The following is an 18860-nucleotide window of genomic DNA, read 5'->3' as shown; positions in this document are numbered from 1 at the left end:
CTCGGCGACCGCCCTCAGAGCGTGACGACGACCTTGCCGTGGGTCGTGCGATCGGCCAGGTCCTGCAGCGCGGTCGCAGCGTCCTCGAAGGCGTACGGCGGGTACAGCGGGGGGTCGACCGTGCCCTCGGCGGCCATCGACAGCAGGGTGCCCATCTGCTCACCCAGCGATTCGGGGAACCTCCCCAGCGACGCTCCCCAGTGCACCCCGACGATCGAGTAGCTCTTGAGCAGCGCGTGGTTCGTCTTCACCTCGGGGATGCCGGCGACGAACCCGATGACGAGCAGTCGCCCGTCCCACCCCATGCACCGGCGGACCTGGTGGAACGTGTCGCCTCCGACCGGGTCGTAGGCCACGTCGACTCCTCCGCCGGAGGCCTCGCGCACGGCGTCGACCCAGTCGGGCTGATCGTTGTGGTCGATCACCACGTCGGCGCCGAGGTCGTGGAGCAGATCGACCTTCGTCGACCCGCCGGCGATCGCGATCGTGCGTGCGCCGGTCGCCTGCGCGAGCTGGATCGCGGCGGTGCCGGTCCCGCCGGCCGCGCCGGTCACGAGCAGCGTCTCGCCCTCGTGCAGCCCGGCCCGGTCGCGCAGCGCGTACAGCGTGGTGCAGTAGTTGATCGGGATCGCGGCCGCCGTGGTCGCCGACACCCCGTCGGGGACGGCGAACACCTCGGCCGCCGGGTGGGTGACCTGCTCGGCGAGCCCGCCGGAGCCGAGGAACACGACTCGGCAGCCGATCTCGACCCCGGTCACGTCGTCACCGAGGGCCGCGACCGTGCCGCAGGACTCCCCGCCGGGGGTGAACCCCGGTCCGGTCCTCACCTGGTACTCCCCCCGGCACTGGAGCACGTCGGGGAAGGCGAGACCGACCGCTTCGACGTCGATCAGGACCTCGCCGGGCCCGGCGACGGGCGGGTCCTCCTCGACGAGCTCGAGTCGTTCGGCCGGGTCGCCGAGTTCCTGCAGTCTCCAGATGCGCATGGCGCCACCGTAGGGTCCGCGCCCGGGCGCCTCTCAGACGGAGGCGGGGAGCCGGCCGGCGAGGCTGGCAGACTCGGGACATGAGCACGACGCGACCGCGCCCACCGTCGTGGTGGACGACCGCGGGCGAGGTCACCGCCGGGGTCGAGGCCGTGCGCCTCGCGGCCTCGGCACCCCGCCTCGCGCGCCTCCCGAGAGGCGACGGGAGCCCCGTCGTGCTCGTCCCCGGACTCGCCGCGACGGATGCGTCGATGACGCCGTTGCGGACGTTCCTGCGCCGACACGGCCACGACGCCCGTCCGGCCGGGCTCGGGCGCATGGTCGCCGACGTCGACGGCCTGACCCCGCGCCTGCTCGACCTGATCGAGTCGATCCGAGACGAGACGGGGCGCCCGGAGGTGAACCTGGTCGGCTGGAGCCTCGGTGGCGTGATCTCGCGCGCGGCGGCACGCCGGCGGCGATCGTGGATCGGCCGGATCGTCACGTTCGGCACCCCCGTCCTCGGCGGCCCCGGGAGCACGGCGATGGCCTCGCGCTTCAGCGCGGAGCAGCTGCGCTTCATCGACGCCGTGGTCGAGCAGCGCAACCGGATCGACGTCGAGGTGCCGATCACCGCGATCTGGAGCCGTCGCGACGGGATCGTGGCCGGGGAGGCGTGCATCGACCACCGCTCGCCCGACGTCGAGAATATCGAGGTCCGCAGCACCCACCTGGGGATGGGGATCGACCCCGACGTGTGGGCGATCGTCGCCCGGCGCCTGGCTGCCGGTGCGCCGACGACGAGGGGGCGATCCTCCTCGAGCCGCCGGTGACGATCGTCGCGGTCGACGGCCCGACGGGTGTCGGCAAGAGCACCACCGCGCGCGCGCTCGCCGTGTCGTTCGGGTCGCCGCTGCTGCTCGACCCGGTCTCGGTCAGCCCCCTGCTCGACGACTACTACACCGGCGAGGCGGCGCCCGCCGCCGCCCTCGACGCCGAGCTCGCGTTCCTCCACTCCCGCGCCGGGCTGCTGGTCGACCCGCCCGCCGGCGGGATCGTCGTGAGCGACTTCAGCGTGATGCGCACCGCCCCGTTCTCGGAGTTCCTCGACGAACCGGACCACCGCGACCGGGTGCTCGCCGAGATGCGCGACGCGATCGACCGGGCCCCGCGCCCGGACGTGCTGGTGCTCCTCTCGGCCGATCCGCCGACGCTGCTCGAGCGGGTGCGCCGACGCGACCGGGCGGCGGAGTCCGACCTCACCCTCGAGCACCTCGTGGCCCTCACCGGGCACTTCGCGGCGTGGCGTGACGAGATCGTCGCCCACGCTCTCCACGCGATCGAGCTCGACACCACGCGCTGGGATCCGCACCGCCCCCACGACGTGTCGTCGTTGGCCGACCGCATCCGGTCGCTGCTCGACGACGGCCGGCTCAGACGGGGGGCAGCTCGTCGTCGAGGCGCCGCGAGACCGCGCTCACCGCGGACGAGGTGAACGAGCGCGGCCGCAGCAGATCGCGCACCAGGTCGTCGGCGTCGGCCACGACGGTCGACGCGACCCGGAGGGGACCGGCCGACGTCGACCAGCACGACGGGTCGGGGAAGCAGATCGCCGCGGTCACCGGCACGCCGCCCCGGCCGATCGGCTCGAGCACGCGCCGCACGGCGGCGACCTGCCACTCGGAGTCCACGACCAGCGAGGTCCGGTTCCGCCCTCCCACGTAGAGCTGCGGTCCGCGCTCGGCGCCGATCCGGCCCGGGCGCACCTCGACCGGGCAGCTCTCCTCGCGGCTGGCGATCACCCACACCCCGGTCGGTCCCACCACCAGGTGATCGATCGTGGTCCGGGTCCCCGGGATGCGCCGTGCGTGCATCACGTGCGTGCCGGCGCACGTGGCGGCGTCGATCAGCTCACGGGTGCCGAACCGGGGGGCGGGGTCGTGCGGGGCGCAGGTGGCGACGTCGGCGCGCGCGTCGAGCTCCGCAGCGGTGTCGACCGACGTCACCCCTCCTCATCGGCGTGTCGACGACGGACCGGAGCTGCGTCGGGGTGACGTCCGTCACGGTACCGGCGGGTGGTGGAACGACATGGAGGTGGTCGGGTCGAACAGGTGCATCCGCACCGCCGGGAAGGCGACGTCGAGGACCGCGCCGAACGTCGGTGGCCGGCCGCGCACCACGGCACGCACCGGGGACCCGTCGGCGGCGATCAGGTGGAGGTGGGACTCGGTGCCGTGCACCTCGATGCGGTCGACGAGGCACGGGATCGAGGAGCCCTGGGGCGCCCCGACGATCACGTCGTGCGGGCGGATCCCGACGATCACCCGGCCTCCGGCGTAGGGGTCGAGCTCGGGGGACGGCACCCGGACCTCGTGGCCGAGGACGTCGACCCACCGGTGGAGACCGTCGACCCGGACGCGGGCCGACACGATGTTCATCTCCGGTTCCCCGAGGAACGTCGCGACCCGCACCGTGGCCGGGCGCTCGAGCAGCGCCGGGGCGTCGCCCACCTGCTCGACGGTGCCGTCGAACAGCACCGCGAGCCGGTCGCTCATCGCGATGGCGTCGGCCTGGCTCGCCGTCGCCATCACCGAGGTCAACCCGCGCTCACGGTGGAGGCGCACGATCTCGCCGCGCACCCGGATCCTGGCCCGCTCCTCGAGGAAGCCGAGCGGCTCGTCGAGCAGCAGGGTCGAGGGCGACGAGATGACCGCGCGGGCGAGCTGGACGATCCGGCGCTGACCCTCCGAGAGGGTGGACGGTCGAGCGTCCAGCAGGTGGGCGATCCCGAGGTGGCGAGCCTGGTCGCGCACGAGATCCATCGGTCGGCGGACCTTCGCCGGGCGGCGCACCTCGAGCGGGAACGAGATGTTGCCCCCCGTCGTGAGGTGGTTCATCAGCTGGTTCTGCTGGGTGACGAAGCCGAAGTGGCGCCGGTGCGCCTCGACCCGGGTGATGTCGCGGCGGTCCTGCAGGACCCGTCCGCTCGTCGGTCGCTCGAGGCCCGCGAGGATGCGCAGCGCGGTGGTCTTGCCGCAGCCGGAGGGTCCGACGATCGAGAAGAGCTCACCGGGGGCGACCGCCAGGTCGACGTGATCGAGCGCCGCCGGAGCGGGCGGCCACCGCTTGGTGACGTCCTCGAAGCCGATCGCGTACACCGCTTCGACGGTAGCCATCGCCGCGGCGATGCGTCCGTCGCAGCTCGTCGCCGACGCGCACGACGCTGCCTCGCCCGCTCGGAGGCGCCGCGCTCAGCCGCGTCGGCGGCGGATCTCGGCGGTGATCGCCGGCACCACCTCGTGGAGATCGCCGATCACGGCGTACCCGGCCCTGGTGACCATGTTCGCCTGGGGGTCGGTGTTGATCGCCACGATCTGCTTGCTCGCCATCGCACCGACCCAGTGCTGGATCGCACCCGAGATCCCGCAGGCGAAGTACACGTCGGGGGCGATGCGGGTCCCGGTCTGGCCGACCTGGTCGGTGTGGTTCCGCCAGCCGTTGTTGGTCACGGCCCGCGAGCAGCCGACGACGCCGCCGAGCTCGAGGGCGAGCTCCTGCAGCGGCGCGAACGCCTCGGCGGATCCGACGCCACGCCCGCCGCCGACGACCACGGGGGCCGTCGCCAGGGTGACCCCTGCCTCGCGCTCGACCCGGTCGGTGACGACGGTGCGAGCCAGGCTCGGGTCGAGGTCGACGTCGATCGCCACGGCCTCGCCGGCGGCGGCGTCGTCGGCGGGCACGGCGTCCACGGCGTGGTGGGCCACGGTGGCGAGCCGCGCCCCGTCGTCGTCGACCGAGGCGATCTCGAGCAGCGAGCCGCCCCACCGGACGCGGGTGACCTCGAACGACCCGTTGGGGCGGAAGTCGGTGACGTTCGCGACGAACGGGACGTCGAGGCGCGCAGCGGCCTGCGCCAGCACCTCGTTGCCGCGGTCGGTTCCGGTCGCGAGCACGACCGCGGGATCGAGCGCCCGCACCGCCTGCGCGACGACCTCGCCCCACGCCTCCGGCCCGTAGTCGCCCAGCACGTCGTCGTGGGCCCGGTGCACCCGCGTCGCTCCGTAGACGCCGAGCTGCCCGGCGAGCTCGTCCGCCGACGCGCCGATCGTGACCGCCTCGACCGTCGCGTCGAGCTGGCCGGCGAGCGAGCGGGCGACGGTCATCGCCTCGAGGGTGGCGGGGGCCATCGCGCCCCGGTCGTGCTCGACGACGACGAGGACGGCGCTCACGACAGCACCCCCAGCTCCTCGAGCACGTCGACGACGGCGGCGGCGGCGTCGGGCCCCTCGCCGAGGATCCGCGTCTGCGTCTTGCGCTCGGGGGGCGGCTGCAGCGAGATCGTCGACAGCCCGCCGGCGTCGCCGGCCGGGTCCATCGTGGCGACCTGCGCCTTCTTCGACGCGAGCCGCCCCTTCATCGTCGGGTAGCGGGGGAGGTTGATCCCCTCCTTGACGCCGACGACGGCCGGCAGCGGGAGCGCGTAGGCCTCGCGCCCGGCGTCGGCCTCGCGCTCGACGTGGGCGGCGCCGTCGGACACGGCGAGCCCCTTCGCGCCGTTGACCATCGGTCGACCGAGCGCGTGCGCGACCCGGATGCCGACCTGGAAGCCACCGGAGTCGGCCGACTCGTTGCCGAACAGGATCAGGTCGAACGGATCGCCGTCGGCCTCCAGGTCGCGGATCGCCGCGGTGATCGCCCGGGCCGTGCGCTGCGGGTCCCAGTCGTCGCCCTCGATCGGGAGGACGACGCCGTGCTGCATCCCGACGCTCACCGCGTACCTCACCTGCTCGGCGGCCTCGGCGGGGCCGAGCGTCAGCACCGTCGCCTCGCCGCCGTGCTGCTCGATCACCTGGGCGGCCGCCTCGACCGCGCACTCCTCGTGGGGGCTCGTGGTGAACCCGAGGTTGGCGGTGTCGACGCGCCGGCCGTCGGCGGTGATGTTGATCTTCGCCCCGGGCGCCGGCACGCGCTTCACGCAGACGAGGACCCTCACGGCTTGAGCCGGGTGTCGTCGGGGTCGAAGGGGCCGTCGGTCCCGACGACCTTCACCGGGAACAGCTCGTTCATGTACATCACCTGCAGGTCGGTGCCGGGCTCCGCGTGCTCGGTCGGCAGGTACGCCATCAGCAGGTGCTTGCCGACCGACGGGCCGTAGCCGGCGGAGGTCACGCGCGAGACCCGGCCGTGGGAGTCGAAGATCACGTTCCCGTCCGAGTCGCAGATCGGCTCGTTGCCGCCCTGCATCCACCGGGTCCGTCCCCGCGAGTCGGTCTGGTCCTCGACGGTCAGCGAGCACATCCGGACCACGGGCTCGCCCGCCTCCCGAGCGGCCACGTAGGCGTCCTTGCCGATGAAGTCGGCCGACTTCACCTTCGGGCGATCGAGGCCGGCCTCGAGCGGGTCGTACTCGCTCTCGAGCTCGGCGCCCTGGAGCCGGTACCCCTTCTCGAGTCGCCCGGAGCTGCCGTAGACGCCGCCTCCGGTCGGACGGATGCCGTGCTCCTCGCCGACGTCCATCAGCGCGTCCCACACCGTCGGGGCGTCGTCCCAGTCGACGGAGATCTCCCAGCCGGAGTCGCCGACGTAGGAGATCCGGAACAGCGACGCCGCGACGCTCTCGCCGGCGCAGTCCAGCGTGACGTCGACGATCGATCCGTAGGGCGAGCCCTCGAAGCTCAGATCGGCGTCGGTCAGCGCCGCGAGCACCGCCGGGGCGTTCGGCCCCCACAGCCCGAGCGTGGAGCGCTCGAGGGTGCGGTCGGTCACCGTCACCGACCCGTCGGTCGGCATGTGGGTCCGGATCCAGTGCAGGTCACGCCCGCCGTCGAACACCCCGGTCACCACGTCCACCACGTCGTCGCCGACGCGCTGCATCGTGAGGTCGGAGTGGAACCCGCCGTCGGGGGTCAGCCACGGCGTGTACGTGGCGCGGCCGACGGGGCCGATCTTGTTCACGCTCAGGCGATCCGCGAACTCGACCGCGCCCGGGCCCGACAGCTCGAAGACGTGGAACGCGGACAGATCGACGACGCCGCAGTTCTCGCGCAGGTTGAGGTGCTCGCCGACGGTGATCGGGCTCCACCAGCGGGCGTCCCACTCGACCTCGCGATCGGAGACGCCGTAGCGCTCGACGAGGTCGGCGTTCGACTCGTACCACTGCGGGCGCTCCCACGTGCGCGCCTGGAAGAAGAAGGCACCGAGCTTCTCCTCGCGCTCGAACAGGGGCGAGACCCGCAGGTTCCGGCGACCGGCCCACTGCTCGGCGGGGTGGACGATGCCGTAGGTCTTGTTGAAGTGCTCCTCGGCGCGGCTCCAGATGTGCTCGTCGGTGCGCTCCTGGTCGTAGAAGCGGGCGATGTCGGCGCCGTGGGCGTCGATCACCCGTGGGTAGCCGTGGGTCATCCACTCGGCGACGACCTGGGCCATCCCCGGGCCCTCCTTGACCCAGACCGCGGCCGCCGACCAGAGGTTGCGCACCTCGGTGGTCTCGCCGAGGCACGGCATCGCATCGGGGGTGAGCGACAGCAGGCCGTTGATCGCGTACTTGATCTCGGCGTCGCCGAGCATCTCCATCAGCTCGATCGCCTGCTCCATCTGGTCGTCGAAGTCGTCCGGCGTGAACGGCATCTCGGTCGGGGACAGCGCGGCCTCCTCGTTGGAGGGGATCTCGTCGGGGTGGTGCAGGATCGGGCGGTGGGCGTAGGAGCCCACCTCCATCGAGCCCGACGACTGGCGCTCGTAGCAGAAGGTGTCCATGTCCCGGATGATCGGGTAGCCGATCTCGCTGCCCGTCTCGACGAGCACGTCCATCGGGCCGACGTCGGCCATCTGGTGCACGGCGGGGACGAGCGGGATCGTCGCCCCGGCCATGTTCGCGATGCGGTTCGACCACACCCCGCAGGCGACCACGACGTACTCGGCCTCGATCCGCCCCCGATCGGTGACGACGGCGGTCACCCGCGAGCGACCGGTGTGGGGCTCGTCCTCGGTCTCGACGTCGAGCACCTCGGTGTTGGCGAACACCTGCAGGCCGGACGTCTCGATCGCCTCGGTGCGGAACAGGGTGCCGGTGTCGAGGGAGTCGACGACCGACACCGTCGGGCAGTGGAACCCCCCGAGGATCACGTCGTCGTCGACGAACGGGACGAGCTCCTTGACCTGGGCGGGGGTCAGCAGCTGCGCCTCGACCCCCCACGCCGCGGCCGACGTCATGCGGCGCTGGAACTCGTCCATCCGCTCCTGGGAGCGGGCGACCTCGATGCCGCCGCAGTCGACGCTGCGCTCGACGTCTCGGTACTGGTTCGCCGACTGGACGCCGAGGAGCGCCATCTCCTTGTTGTGGTCGACGGGGAAGATGAAGTTCGACGCGTGCCCGGTGGAGCCGCCGGGGTTGGGCAGCGGGCCCTTGTCGATCAGCACCATGTCGGTCCAGCCGAGGCGGGCCAGGTGGCCGACCAGGCAGTTGCCGACGATGCCGGCTCCGATCACCACGACCTTCGCCGATGTCGGGAACTCGCTGTCGCTCATGGGTGCTCTCCCTGCTGCTCGTGCGCTCGACGCGCTCCGCTCGGGTGGACGGTTGCCCGTGCGGGGGTGGTGATATATCATCACGACATCAGCCTCGTGTCAACCGCCGTCCCGGTCACCCCCGAACCGCAGCGCTCGATGGCCGAGCGCGCCTTCGACGAGATCCGCCGGATGATCATCCGCCTCGACCTCGCTCCCGGCGACGTCGTGCGCGAGGCCGACCTGCAGGAGGCGCTCGGCATCGGGCGCACCCCGATCCGCGAAGCCCTGCAGCGGCTCGCCCGCGACCACTTCGTGAACGTGATCCCCCGGCGCGGGATGTTCGTCGGCGCGATCGACGTCTCCGAGCTCTCGACCCTCTACGAGACCCGGGCGGTGATGGAGCCCTACGTCGCCCGTCTGGCGACCGTGCGCGGGACCGCCGCCGACTGGGACGAGATGGCCGAGGTGCTCGCCGAGACGCAGCGCGCGGGGATCGCTCCCGTCGAGCTCATCGAGCTCGACCGCCGGTGCCACGAGATCATCTGGAGCTCGGCGGGCAACCGCTTCCTGACCGACACCCTCGACACGCTCTACGCCCAGAGCGACCGCCTCTGGCACATGTACCTGGCCGACGTCGCCGACATGGACCACGCCGTCGAGGAGCACGAGTCGATCCTGCTCGCGCTGCGCGCCGGCGATGCCGATCGCGTGGCCGAGCTCGTCGCCGGCCACGTCCGCTCCTTCGACGCCCAGGTGCGCGACGCCGTCACCCGACGCCTCGACGCTCCGCTGGCGCCGGCCGGGGCACGCCCCGGTCGAGTCGCCCCCTGAGCGAGGTCGACGGGCGAGCAGCCCGTCGATGCCGGTTCAGCCCTCGCCGAAGAAGTCGTCCGACAGGTTGGAGCACCGCTCGCGCGCGAAGTCCTCGACGTCGGCGGTCGCCTCGTCGAACTCCCCCTCGAGGTCGGCGAACTCGTCGATCGCGTCGGCCTGCTCGTCGGGGGGCAGCGACGAGATCTCGAGCCCGCGCTCGGCGAACTCCAGGAGTCGGGCGGTGTCGTCGGCGATCGCGTCCGGCGCCGTCTCGTCGAGGGTCTCGAAGGCGGTGATCACCGAATCGGGATCGGCCGTGGACACGCTGTCGGCGAGGTCCTCCAGCGCGGCGCAGAACTCGGCGTCCTCGGGTGCCACGCCCTCCATCGAGCCCGTGCTCCCGTCACCGCTCGGCTCGGGGTCGGCCGGGTCGGAGGTGCCGGGCTCGGTGTCGACCGGTGCGTCGGAGGCCGTGTCGTCGGCGGCCGGCGCGGTGTCGGCGACCGTCGCGCCCGTGACGGTGGCGGCCGTGGCGGGGGCCGTCGCGTCGGTCGCCTCGTCGTCGCTGCCGGCGCACGAGGCCGTGGCGATCGTCGCTGCGATCGCGAGGATCTTGAGGGCGGGGTGTCTCACGGGTGCGGGCGCCTTCCGTCGGGGGGGGGGTCGGCGCCAAGCGCCGGGGAAACGATCGCCGACCCTAGGCGCCGCCGGGATCAGCCCCTCGACAGGCCCCGCATCGTTCTGTATGATGGAACCGTTCCGCATCGCGGAACGTCGATGGGTCCCGACGGCGATGTCGGTGCCGATGGGGATGGGGACCGGGATGGGGGGAGTCGACATGGACCTCGATGGGGAACGGACCGCGGCGGCGATGCACGGTGCCGGCGTGCAGCTCGACCGCACGGACCACGGCGCGGGTCACGTGAGCCACGCAGCGGCACCGTCGGCGTGGCGACGCCTGATCGAGGGCGCACGGGTCGAGCTGGTGCCGATGCGCTCGCTCGACGCCGCGATCGACGACCTCGCGCCGCGATCGACGATCTCGATGACGTGCTCGCCGGCGGCGTCGATCGAGCGGACGCTCGACGAGTGCGAGCGCCTCGTGGCGCTCGGTCACCGCGCGGTCCCCCACCTCGCCGCCCGCATGGTCCGCGACGACGACCACCTGCGCGCGATCCACGAGCGCCTCGTCGAGCTCGACCTCCGCGAGATCTTCGTCGTCGCCGGCGACGCCGACCCGCCCGGGTGCTTCTTCGACGCGCTCGAGTTCCTCGAGGCCTTCCTCCGACTCGACGACGCCACCGCGCGACGCCAGGTGGACCACGTCGGGTTCACCTCGTACCCCGACACCCATCCGCTGATCACCGACGCCGAGCTGCACGAAGCCCTGCACCGCAAGCAGCAGCTGATCCTCGGCAGCGGGCGCTCGGCCCACGTCTCCACCCAGATGTGCTTCTCGACCGAGCGCGTCCGCACCTGGGCGCGACGTGAGCGCACCGCGGGCCTGACCGTCCCGATCCACCTCGGCGTGCCCGGGGTGATCGACGCCTCGAAGCTCCTGTCGACCGGTCTGCGACTGGGCGTCGGACCCTCGCTGCGCTACCTGCGCAAGAACCGCTCGTCGGTCGGTCGACTCGTCGCCCGGCGGTCCTTCGAGCCCGACGTCGTCCTCGAGCCGCTCGCCGCCGAGCTCGACGAGCTCGGGATCGACGGGCTCCACCTGTTCACCTTCAACCAGGTCGCCGCCACCGAGGAGTGGCGCCGACGACGGCTGGCCGCGACCTCCTGAGACCGTCGGCCACCCCGCACGGACGGCGGTCGGCGCTCACTCGTCGTCGGCGGGGCCGGGGGCGGACCGGCCGCTCCCTCCGGTCGGACGCGCCGGGACGTCGAACGACGACGGGTGCCGCGCGACGTCGCGCGAACGGGCGTCGGCGTGGGCGTGGCGGCGGGTCGTGACCGTCTTGCGGACGGCGAGCTTGCCGGCGGTGCGCACCGGGTTCATCACCATGTGCACCGCCATCGCGCCGGCGCGAGCGGGGAACGGGACGTAGGCGCGCTGGTCGGCGAGCGGGATCGCCTCGGCCACGACCATCCTCCACCCGACGTAGAGCACGACGGCGAGGAACGCCACGGACAGCACCCAGAAGAACCACTTCGCGCCGAAGGCGGTCATCAGCGGGGCGGTGACCAGCGGACCGGTCAGCGCTCCCGCGCCGTTGATCCGGATCAGCGTGCCCGACGCCCCCACCTCGCTCCCCGGGGGGGTCCAGTCGAGGGCGTAGCTGACGACGAGGGAGTACAGCGGGTAGAGCGTCCCGCCGAGCCCCACCATCAGGAGGGGCACGAGCACGCTGCGCTCGGGCACGATCAGCAGCGATGCGCACACGCCGGCTCCGGCGATCGCGACCCCGAACAGCACGGTGCGGCGCGGCACCCGGTCCGAGAGCCGACCGATCGGGAGCTGCAGCACGATCGCGCCGATCGTGGGAGCGATCAGGAAGAACGCGGTCCGCTGCAGCGAGAGACCGATCGCGGTCGCGTAGACCGCTCCGAGGCCGAGCAGCACCCCGGCGGTCACCCCGGTCGCGAAGGATCCGACCACCCCCGTGGGCACGTAGCCGAGCAGGTCGCGCACCGAGACCTTCGACGGCGTCGTCACCACCGGCGCGGCGGTGGCGCTGGCGAGCGTGATCGGCACGAGCGACATCGACACCAGCACCGACGACAGGACGAACAGCCGGAAGCCGTTCGGGTCCGCCACCGCGATCAGGAACTGACCGACGCCCAACCCCCCGGTCGACACGATCATGTAGACCGCCATCGTGCGCCCGCGGTTCGTCGAGTCGGTGATCCCGCTCAGCCAGGACTCGATCACCACGTACAGGCCCGCCATGCAGAAGCCGAACACGAAGCGCATCAGCGTCCAGACCACCGGATCGGACGAGATGGAGTGGACGAGCACGGCGCTCGACGCCGTCGAGGCGAGACCCGCGAAGACGCGGATGTGCCCCACCGTGGGGATGCGCGGGACGATCGCGGACGGGGCGAGGAGGAACCCCGCGAAGTAGCCGGCCATCACGATCCCGGCGACGAGCACGCTGAAGCCCTCGGTCGCCGAACGCACGCCGATGACGGCCCCGTTCAACCCGTTGCCGACCATCAGCAGCGCGAGGCCGATGAAGAGGATCGTGGTCGGTCCGAGCGCACGCCGGGACGCGGCCGTCGACATCGGGCTCGCGTCGACGCTCGTCGGCGCGCTCAGGTCGGGCTCGGCGCTCAGAGGACGGACACGCTACGGCGCGCCGGGAGCGCCGGTGCGGACGTCGCGGACGCGCCACGCGACGCATCGGTGACCCCGGGCACACGCCACGGCTGGGCTCACGCCGTGCGCACCAGGCAACCGGGCGCCGCGGTGCCCGAGTCGGGGAAGGCGACGGCGAGGGCCGTCGCGATCCTCCGCGCGCGCTCGACGTCGCCCGCGGCGTTGAAGTGGATCCCGTCGGAGTCGTACCACTCCTCGACGGCCTCGCTGCGCCAGTCGTAGACGCGCATGGTCGGCCACCGATCGCACGCCTCGACGACGGCCTCGTTCCACTTGCGGATCTCGGGATCGCTCCACGGTCCGTCCTGCTCGAGCGCGAGCCCGGTGGTCCACAGCGCGGGGGCGTCGCCGACGTGCTCCATCAGGGTGTCGATCCGATCTCCGAGCGGCACGACGCCTCCGACCGCCTGGTTCGCCGAGTCCTGCATGCCGAGCGCGAACACCCAGCACCCGTCGTAGCCGTCGGCCACCAGGCCGGCGACGCGGTCGTCGGCGTTCGGTTGACCGTCGTAGGTCTCGACGATCGACTGCGCGGGCGCCACCTGGTCGATGACGGTCGTGACGCCGACCTGCTCGTAGCGGGCGTCGATGCGGGTCTCGGGCTCCGGGAGCTGATCGGGGTTGAACAACCCGCGTGACGTGGAGTCGCCGATGTGGACGACCTCGTCGCACGAGGTCGTCGGATCGCCGGCGGCGACGGGAGCGACCGGCTCGGGCGCGGCGGATCCGACGGGGTCGCCGGCCCCGCCGGTGGCCGGGTCGGTCGTCGCGCCGCCGTCCGCCGGGGCGCCGTCCGGATCCCCGTCCCCGGCGACCGCCGGGTCGGTGCCGGCGCCCCCGTCGTCGTCGGTCACGACGTTCGGCTCGGCGGCGGTCGTCGTCGCCGAGGAGCGGGCGGTCCCGCCGATCACGGGGAGGACGGCGAGCACCGCGACCCCGACCACGGTGACCACCGCCGCGCCGCGCGCCAGGGCGGCGAGCGGGACCGCCGGGCTCGAGCGATCGCCGCCGGAGCGCGAGGCGCGCGCCGCGCGGATCGCTCCCAGCAGCCCGTGCCGCCGGATGGGGTCCTCGACCGCCGTCCACGACAGCGCGGCCAGACCGACCGAGACGACGACCTGGAGGGTCCCGAGCAGGACGGGCTCGTCGCCGAGCACCGTGTCGGGGGTGAACGCGATGACCGGGAGGTGCCACAGGTAGATGCCGTACGAGCGCTCCCCGACCCAGACCAGCGGAGCCGACCCCATCAGCTCCCCGAGGCGCGATGCCGGGTGGACGACGACGGCGACCAGCAGCGCCGTCGCGATCGACAGGGCGAGCAGACCGCCGCGGTACAGCGACAGCGAGAACGGGTCGGTCGTGACGACCAGCCAGATCAGCACCGCCCCCGCCGCCACCCCGATCGAGTCGATCACCCACCGGGCGCTCTCGACGACATCGCGCGACAGCCGGTCCGGTCGCCAGATCATCGCGAGCGCCGCCCCGATCAGCAACCCGCCGGCGCGGGTGTCGGTCCCCTCGTAGGCGCGGGTGTTGTCGAACCCGACCCGCGCGACGACGAGCATCCACGCGAACGACGCCGCCGCCAGGACCAGCGTGAGCAGCGCGACGCGCGGGACGCGGCGGCGCTGCCAGGTGAGCAGCGCGAGCAGGAGCAGCGGCCAGACGAGGTAGAACTGCTCCTCGACCGCGAGCGACCAGAGGTGGTCGAGCGGCCCGGGCCCGGCGAACGCCTCGAAGTAGGAGTCGTCGGACGCGATCGTCGTCCAGTTGCTGACGTAGAAGAACGCGGCGATCGACTCGACCACCCGCGATCCGAGCTCGTCGGGGGCCACGAGGGCCGTCGCGACCACGACCACGAGCAGCAGCAGGATCACCGCCGGCAGCAGGCGCCGGGCCCGTCGCAGCCAGAACGTGGCGAGGTCGAGGTCGCCGCGCTCGTCCCACGTGCGCATCAGCACGAACGTGATCAGGAACCCGCTGAGGGTGAAGAACATCCCCACCCCGAGCAGACCGCCCGGCAGGAACGGCACGCCCAGGTGGTAGCCGAGGACGACGGCGACGGCCACCGCTCGGACCCCGTCGAGTCCGGGCATGTAGGTCGCCTGGGCGGAGACGGGGCGTGGCATGGGCTCGGCGGTGGCGTCGAGGAGGCGGGGACCCGCCGGTCGGACGACGCCGCGCAGTGTACGCCCGTGGAGATCCGACGGCCGCCACCGAACGCGGCTCGCCGTCGCGTCGCGTGGTCCGCGGGCGGCGAGGCGGCCGTCGTCGGCCCGGTCGCGTCAGGATCTCCTCAGGACGGGGCGGCGTCCCTCAAGGCCGGGGGCCCCCGCGACGACACCTCGGTCGTGCCCCCACCGCTCGGACCCGGTGCGATCGGACGCGCCGACGCCGTCCGCTTCCTCCAACGCACCACCTTCGGCCCGACGACGGCCGACGTGGACCACCTGATCTCGATCGGCATCGACGCGTGGTTCGACGAGCAGAGCACGGCGGCGCGTGGGACGACCCACCTGCAGACCCGGATCGACGGCGCACCCGACGTGCGCTCGTGCGTGTGGGGCGCCTACCTCGCCGGCACGGACCAGCTGCGGCGACGACTCGCGTACGCCCTGTCGCAGATCTTCGTCGTCTCGCGCCACGAGCTCGACGACCGCTCCGTGTGCGCGTTCGCCGACCTGCTCGAGCGACACTGCTTCGACACGTACCGCTCGCTGCTCGAGCACGTCACCCGCTCCGGGGCGATGGGTCGGTACCTCACCTACGCCGGCAACCGCAAGGAGGACGCCCGCCGCGGTCGCGTCCCCGACGAGAACTACGCGCGCGAGGTGATGCAGCTGTTCAGCATCGGGCTGTGGGAGCTCGCGCCCGACGGGACCCGCCGGCGCGACGGAGCGGGTCAGCCCATCGCCGCCTACGACCAGGACGACATCCTCGGCCTCGCCCGGGTGTTCACCGGCTTCGCCGCCCAGCGCGTCGGCGAGGACGTTCGACGCTTCGCGCTGCCGATGGACTCCGCCGGGGACCACGCCCAGCGGTTCCACGAGCGGGGCGAGAAGCGCTTCCTCGGGACCGTCGTCCCGGCGGCGGCGGACCGCACCCTCGACCAGAGCCTGGCGATCGCGCTCGACCGCCTCGCCGACCACCCGAACACGGGCCCGTTCATCGGCCACCAGCTGATCCAGCGGCTCGTCACGTCGAACCCCAGCCCGGCCTACGTCCGGCGCGTCGCCGCCGTGTTCGCCGACGACGGGACGGGGGTGCGCGGGAACCTGCTCGCCGTCGCCCGAGCGATCGTCCTCGACGTGGAGGCGTGGTCGACGACGCCCCCTCCCGGTTCGGGGAAGCTGCGCGAGCCGGTGCTGCGGTTCACCACCGTCGCCCGCACGCTCGGCGTGCACGTCGACGAGGGGCCGTGGCCGATCGGATCGCTCTCCGACCCCGCGTCCGAGCTCGGGCAGCAGCCCTTCGAGTCGCCGTCGGTGTTCAACTTCTACCGTCCCGGCTACGTCCCCCCGCAGTCCGCCCTCGGCGACGCGGGGCTCACGTCACCCGAGATGCAGCTCGCGAACGAGACCAGCGCGATCGGGTGGGTCAACCACCTCGCACGGTTCCTCGCGCGACCGCCCGGGCGGACCTGGTCGTCGGGCCCCGCGGCCGGACGGCGCTCCCAGGTCGGGTTCGATCTCGACGACCTCCTCGCCCCGGTGTCGACGAAGCACGTCACCGCGGCGGCCGCCACCGCGCTCGTCGACGAGCTCGTCGCCCGGTTGTGCCCGCACGGCGTCGACGGCCGGGTCCGCTCGGCGACGATCCGGCGCGTCCGCGAGGTCGTCCGCGACGACTACGACCCCTCCCGCACCGACGCCCGTCACGTGGCGCTGCGCGACGACATCCACCTCGAACGGGTCATCACCGCCGTCGTGATGATCGCCGTGTCGACCGACTTCCTCCACGAGCGCTGACACGTGCCGACGTCCCCGAACGACCCGTCCTCGCGCACCGCGCCCCGCTCCTCGCGCGACTCCTCGCGCGCCCACCTCGCCCTGGGCGGGCGGCACTCCCGCCGCGAGTTCCTGCGACGCTCGGCCCTCGTCGCCGGCGCCGGCCTGGCCGCGCCGTGGGCGCTGGACCTCACCGGCATCGCCGGCTCCGCCCCGGTCGCCGACGCCGCGACCGACTACCGGGCGCTCGTGTGCGTCTTCCTCCACGGCGGCAACGACCACGACGACACCCTCGTGCCGAACGACCCGGCCTCCTACGCCCGCTACCACGCCGCTCGACCGTCCATCGCCCGGCCGCTCGACTCGGTGCTGTCGATCGACCCGATCGGCGGGTTCCCCGGAGCGAGCACGTTCGGCTTCGCCCCCGAGATGTCGGCCCTGAAGCGGCTGTTCGATCGCGGCGACGCCGCCGTCGTCGCGAACGTCGGGACCCTCGTGCGCCCCACCGACAAGGCCCGGTACCGATCGCGCCGCGACCTGCCTCCCCAGCTCTTCTCCCACAACGACCAGCAGTCGTACTGGCAGTCGTCCAGCCCCGAGGGCGCGACCACCGGCTGGGGAGGACGACTCGGCGACCTCCTGCTCGACGGGAACTCGTCGCACTCCACGTTCACCTGCGTGTCCGTCTCCGGCAACGCGGTGCTGCTGACGGGGCGCGAGGCGTTCCAGTACCAGGTGTCGAGCAAGGGGGTGACCCGCCTGCGCGACGACGTGTTCCGCACCGACGCCCCGGTCGCCGGGATCCGCGAGATCATGGAGCTCGGTCGGGCGTCGCCCTACGCCGAGTCGTACGTCGACGTGTCGAGGAGGGCGCTGTCGGCGGCCGACGACCTCGGCGCGGCGGTCGCCTCGGCCGATGCCGCCTTCGACCTGGACCGGTGGTTCGACACCGACTCGCCGAACCGGGCGCTGAGCTCGCTCGCGAAGCAGCTCCGGATGGTCGCGCAGCTGATCGTGGCCGGGCGCGACGTCCTGGGCCTGCGCCGCCAGGTCTTCTTCGTGTCGATGGGCGGGTTCGACAGCCACTCGGCGATGGTCGACTCGCACCGCCCCCTGCTGCACGCCCTCTCGGAGGGCGTCGCCGGGTTCCACCACGCCACGGCGGCCATCGGCGCGCAGCGCCACGTCACGACCTTCACCGCCTCCGACTTCGGGCGGACCCTGGCCGGCAACGGCGACGGCAGCGACCACGGGTGGGGGGCGCACCACTTCGTGGTGGGTGGGTCGGTCAACGGGCGGCGCATCGTGGGCCGCACCCCCGAGGTCGCGATCGACGGGCCCGACGACGTCGGGCGCGGCCGCCTGCTGCCGACGACCTCGGTCGACCAGTACGCCGCGACGATGGCGCGGTGGATGGGGGCCGGCTCCGGGGAGCTCGCGGCGATCGTCCCGAACATCTCGAACTTCGGCGTCGACGACCTGGGGTTCCTGCGCGCGCCGTCCGAGGTGGACGACCTGCGGCCGCGGGCGCTCGACACCGTTCGCACCGGGATCCGCCCGACCACCCTGCGCACCGCTCGACGCCGCGGTCGTTGACACCCGACGCCTCCGTCGACCTCGTGCCCGCACGACCCGATCGGCGACCGACCCCGTGCGACCGGGCCCGGCGGCGGCGATCGGGCGTCACCACGCTCACGGGGGCCGCAGCGGACGCCGAGATCCACGATCACCGCTCCCCCGCCGGAGAACCCCGTGTCGCCATCCGCCACCAGCCTCCCAGAACGCCTCCGCCCGCCTCCTAGCGGCGACGACCGCGCAGGGCGTCGGTCCGTCGACGGTCGCGCTTGGTCGGCCGGCCCGACCCCGGGTCGCGCACCGCGAAGGCCGCGCCGTCGGCGCGCTCGCGGGGCGGCGGCGGAGGTGAGCGGTCCTCGTAGCACTCGGCCGCCGGGCCGGCGCCGACGCGGCGCGACAGCAGGCGGGTCACCACGACGATGCGCTGGCGCCCGCCGACGCGTGCGTCGATCCGGTCGCCCACGCGCACGGGCGTCGCCGGCTTGGCGACGGCGTCGCCGATCGAGACGTGGCCCGCGCGGCACGCTCGGGCGGCGTCGGCGCGCGTCTTGGTCAGGCGCGCCGACCACAGCCACACATCCATCCGAACGGTCTCGATGGGTCCGATCCTGCCACGTCCGCAGCCCGCCGCGATCCCGGCGTCGGGCCCGACGTGGTGCACGCCGGGGACCGGATCGGTCGCCGCGCCTCCCCGGCTCGCGCCTCCCCGGCCCGCGCCTCGGCGCC

Annotated in this window: 16 protein-coding genes; 6 read left to right on the top strand and 10 right to left on the bottom strand. The window is 73.2% G+C overall.

Translation table 11 applies throughout. The annotated features are described in order from the left end of the window. Positions 1–14 precede the first annotated feature (14 nt). Entirely contained in the window at positions 15–986 is a 972-nt protein-coding gene (locus ACOOHC_RS03285; protein ID WP_420452585.1) for an NADPH:quinone oxidoreductase family protein, read from the bottom strand. A gap of 80 nt (positions 987–1066) precedes the next feature. Here ACOOHC_RS03285 and ACOOHC_RS03280 point away from each other — a divergent pair, with 80 nt between their 5' ends. After that, the gene (locus tag ACOOHC_RS03280; protein WP_420452584.1) at positions 1067–1798 is read left to right on the top strand and encodes an esterase/lipase family protein; all 732 of its coding nucleotides are present in this window, start codon (positions 1067–1069) and stop codon (positions 1796–1798) included. Then, the gene (locus ACOOHC_RS03275; RefSeq protein ID WP_420452583.1) at positions 1795–2460 is read left to right on the top strand and encodes a deoxynucleoside kinase; all 666 of its coding nucleotides are present in this window, start codon (positions 1795–1797) and stop codon (positions 2458–2460) included. The genes ACOOHC_RS03280 and ACOOHC_RS03275 overlap by 4 nt, the downstream gene beginning before the upstream one ends. On the opposite strand, the gene ACOOHC_RS03270 is transcribed toward ACOOHC_RS03275, so the two are convergent. The 5 genes from ACOOHC_RS03270 to ACOOHC_RS03250 all read right to left on the bottom strand — a co-directional run bounded on the left by ACOOHC_RS03270 (position 2399) and on the right by ACOOHC_RS03250 (position 8492). Next, positions 2399–2971: a nuclease-related domain-containing protein gene (locus ACOOHC_RS03270; protein ID WP_420452582.1), complete on the bottom strand. Its 573-nt coding sequence runs from the start codon at positions 2969–2971 to the stop codon at positions 2399–2401. The genes ACOOHC_RS03275 and ACOOHC_RS03270 overlap by 62 nt on opposite strands. A 54-nt stretch (positions 2972–3025) precedes the next feature. Next, entirely contained in the window at positions 3026–4141 is a 1116-nt protein-coding gene (locus tag ACOOHC_RS03265) for an ABC transporter ATP-binding protein (RefSeq protein WP_420452581.1), read from the bottom strand. A gap of 75 nt (positions 4142–4216) precedes the next feature. Further along, a complete protein-coding gene (locus ACOOHC_RS03260) occupies positions 4217–5194 on the bottom strand; it encodes an electron transfer flavoprotein subunit alpha/FixB family protein (protein ID WP_420452580.1) in 978 nt (325 codons plus the stop codon). After that, entirely contained in the window at positions 5191–5940 is a 750-nt protein-coding gene (locus tag ACOOHC_RS03255; RefSeq protein WP_420452579.1) for an electron transfer flavoprotein subunit beta/FixA family protein, read from the bottom strand. The genes ACOOHC_RS03260 and ACOOHC_RS03255 overlap by 4 nt, the downstream gene beginning before the upstream one ends. 14 nt (positions 5941–5954) lie before the next feature. Then, complete coding sequence (locus ACOOHC_RS03250) at positions 5955–8492, bottom strand: GcvT family protein (protein WP_420452578.1); 2538 nt, start codon at positions 8490–8492, stop codon at positions 5955–5957. A gap of 96 nt (positions 8493–8588) precedes the next feature. Here ACOOHC_RS03250 and ACOOHC_RS03245 point away from each other — a divergent pair, with 96 nt between their 5' ends. Next, positions 8589–9305 (top strand): GntR family transcriptional regulator, encoded by a 717-nt coding sequence (locus ACOOHC_RS03245; RefSeq protein WP_420452577.1) that lies wholly within the window; start codon positions 8589–8591, stop codon positions 9303–9305. A 36-nt stretch (positions 9306–9341) separates the two neighbouring features. Here ACOOHC_RS03245 and ACOOHC_RS03240 read toward each other — a convergent pair whose 3' ends face one another. Further along, a complete protein-coding gene (locus tag ACOOHC_RS03240; RefSeq protein ID WP_420452576.1) occupies positions 9342–9920 on the bottom strand; it encodes a hypothetical protein in 579 nt (192 codons plus the stop codon). Positions 9921–10035: 115 nt separating this feature from the next. Between ACOOHC_RS03240 and ACOOHC_RS03235 the strand changes: the two genes are divergently transcribed. Then, complete coding sequence (locus ACOOHC_RS03235) at positions 10036–11076, top strand: methylenetetrahydrofolate reductase (protein WP_420452575.1); 1041 nt, start codon at positions 10036–10038, stop codon at positions 11074–11076. A gap of 36 nt (positions 11077–11112) precedes the next feature. Here the strand turns inward: ACOOHC_RS03235 and ACOOHC_RS03230 are convergent, their stop codons facing one another. Beyond that, positions 11113–12519 carry an MFS transporter gene (locus ACOOHC_RS03230; RefSeq protein ID WP_420452574.1) on the bottom strand — a complete coding sequence of 469 codons (1407 nt, stop codon included), beginning with the start codon at positions 12517–12519 and terminating at the stop codon, positions 11113–11115. Positions 12520–12668: 149 nt separating this feature from the next. Beyond that, positions 12669–14741, bottom strand: a complete 2073-nt coding sequence (locus tag ACOOHC_RS03225; RefSeq protein WP_420452573.1) for an acyltransferase family protein — start codon at positions 14739–14741, stop codon at positions 12669–12671. A 222-nt stretch (positions 14742–14963) separates the two neighbouring features. Here ACOOHC_RS03225 and ACOOHC_RS03220 point away from each other — a divergent pair, with 222 nt between their 5' ends. Together ACOOHC_RS03220 and ACOOHC_RS03215 are read left to right on the top strand one after the other, a co-directional pair. Further along, on the top strand, positions 14964–16580 hold the full coding sequence (locus ACOOHC_RS03220; RefSeq protein WP_420452572.1) for a DUF1800 domain-containing protein: 1617 nt from the start codon (positions 14964–14966) through the stop codon (positions 16578–16580). Positions 16581–16583: 3 nt separating this feature from the next. Further along, the gene (locus tag ACOOHC_RS03215) at positions 16584–18155 is read left to right on the top strand and encodes a DUF1501 domain-containing protein (protein ID WP_420452571.1); all 1572 of its coding nucleotides are present in this window, start codon (positions 16584–16586) and stop codon (positions 18153–18155) included. A 202-nt stretch (positions 18156–18357) separates the two neighbouring features. On the opposite strand, the gene ACOOHC_RS03210 is transcribed toward ACOOHC_RS03215, so the two are convergent. Then, positions 18358–18717 carry an RNA-binding S4 domain-containing protein gene (locus ACOOHC_RS03210; protein ID WP_420452570.1) on the bottom strand — a complete coding sequence of 120 codons (360 nt, stop codon included), beginning with the start codon at positions 18715–18717 and terminating at the stop codon, positions 18358–18360. Positions 18718–18860 lie beyond the last annotated feature (143 nt).

The organism is Ilumatobacter sp., from assembly GCF_965215205.1.
GTDB lineage: Bacteria > Actinomycetota > Acidimicrobiia > Acidimicrobiales > Ilumatobacteraceae > Ilumatobacter_A.
This window is presented reverse-complemented; position numbering and strand designations above follow the sequence as displayed.

Bases quoted from the DNA above. Each gene is read 5' to 3' on its own strand.
- ACOOHC_RS03285 (WP_420452585.1), bottom strand. From the start codon at position 986: ATGCGCATCTGGAGACTGCAGGAACTCGGCGACCCGGCCGAACGACTC.
- ACOOHC_RS03280 (WP_420452584.1), top strand. From the start codon at position 1,067: ATGAGCACGACGCGACCGCGCCCACCGTCGTGGTGGACGACCGCGGGC.
- ACOOHC_RS03265 (WP_420452581.1), bottom strand. From the start codon at position 4,141: ATGGCTACCGTCGAAGCGGTGTACGCGATCGGCTTCGAGGACGTCACC.
- ACOOHC_RS03250 (WP_420452578.1), bottom strand. From the start codon at position 8,492: ATGAGCGACAGCGAGTTCCCGACATCGGCGAAGGTCGTGGTGATCGGA.
- ACOOHC_RS03235 (WP_420452575.1), top strand. From the start codon at position 10,036: ATGGAACCGTTCCGCATCGCGGAACGTCGATGGGTCCCGACGGCGATG.
- ACOOHC_RS03230 (WP_420452574.1), bottom strand. From the start codon at position 12,519: ATGTCGACGGCCGCGTCCCGGCGTGCGCTCGGACCGACCACGATCCTC.
- ACOOHC_RS03225 (WP_420452573.1), bottom strand. From the start codon at position 14,741: ATGCCACGCCCCGTCTCCGCCCAGGCGACCTACATGCCCGGACTCGAC.
- ACOOHC_RS03210 (WP_420452570.1), bottom strand. From the start codon at position 18,717: ATGGATGTGTGGCTGTGGTCGGCGCGCCTGACCAAGACGCGCGCCGAC.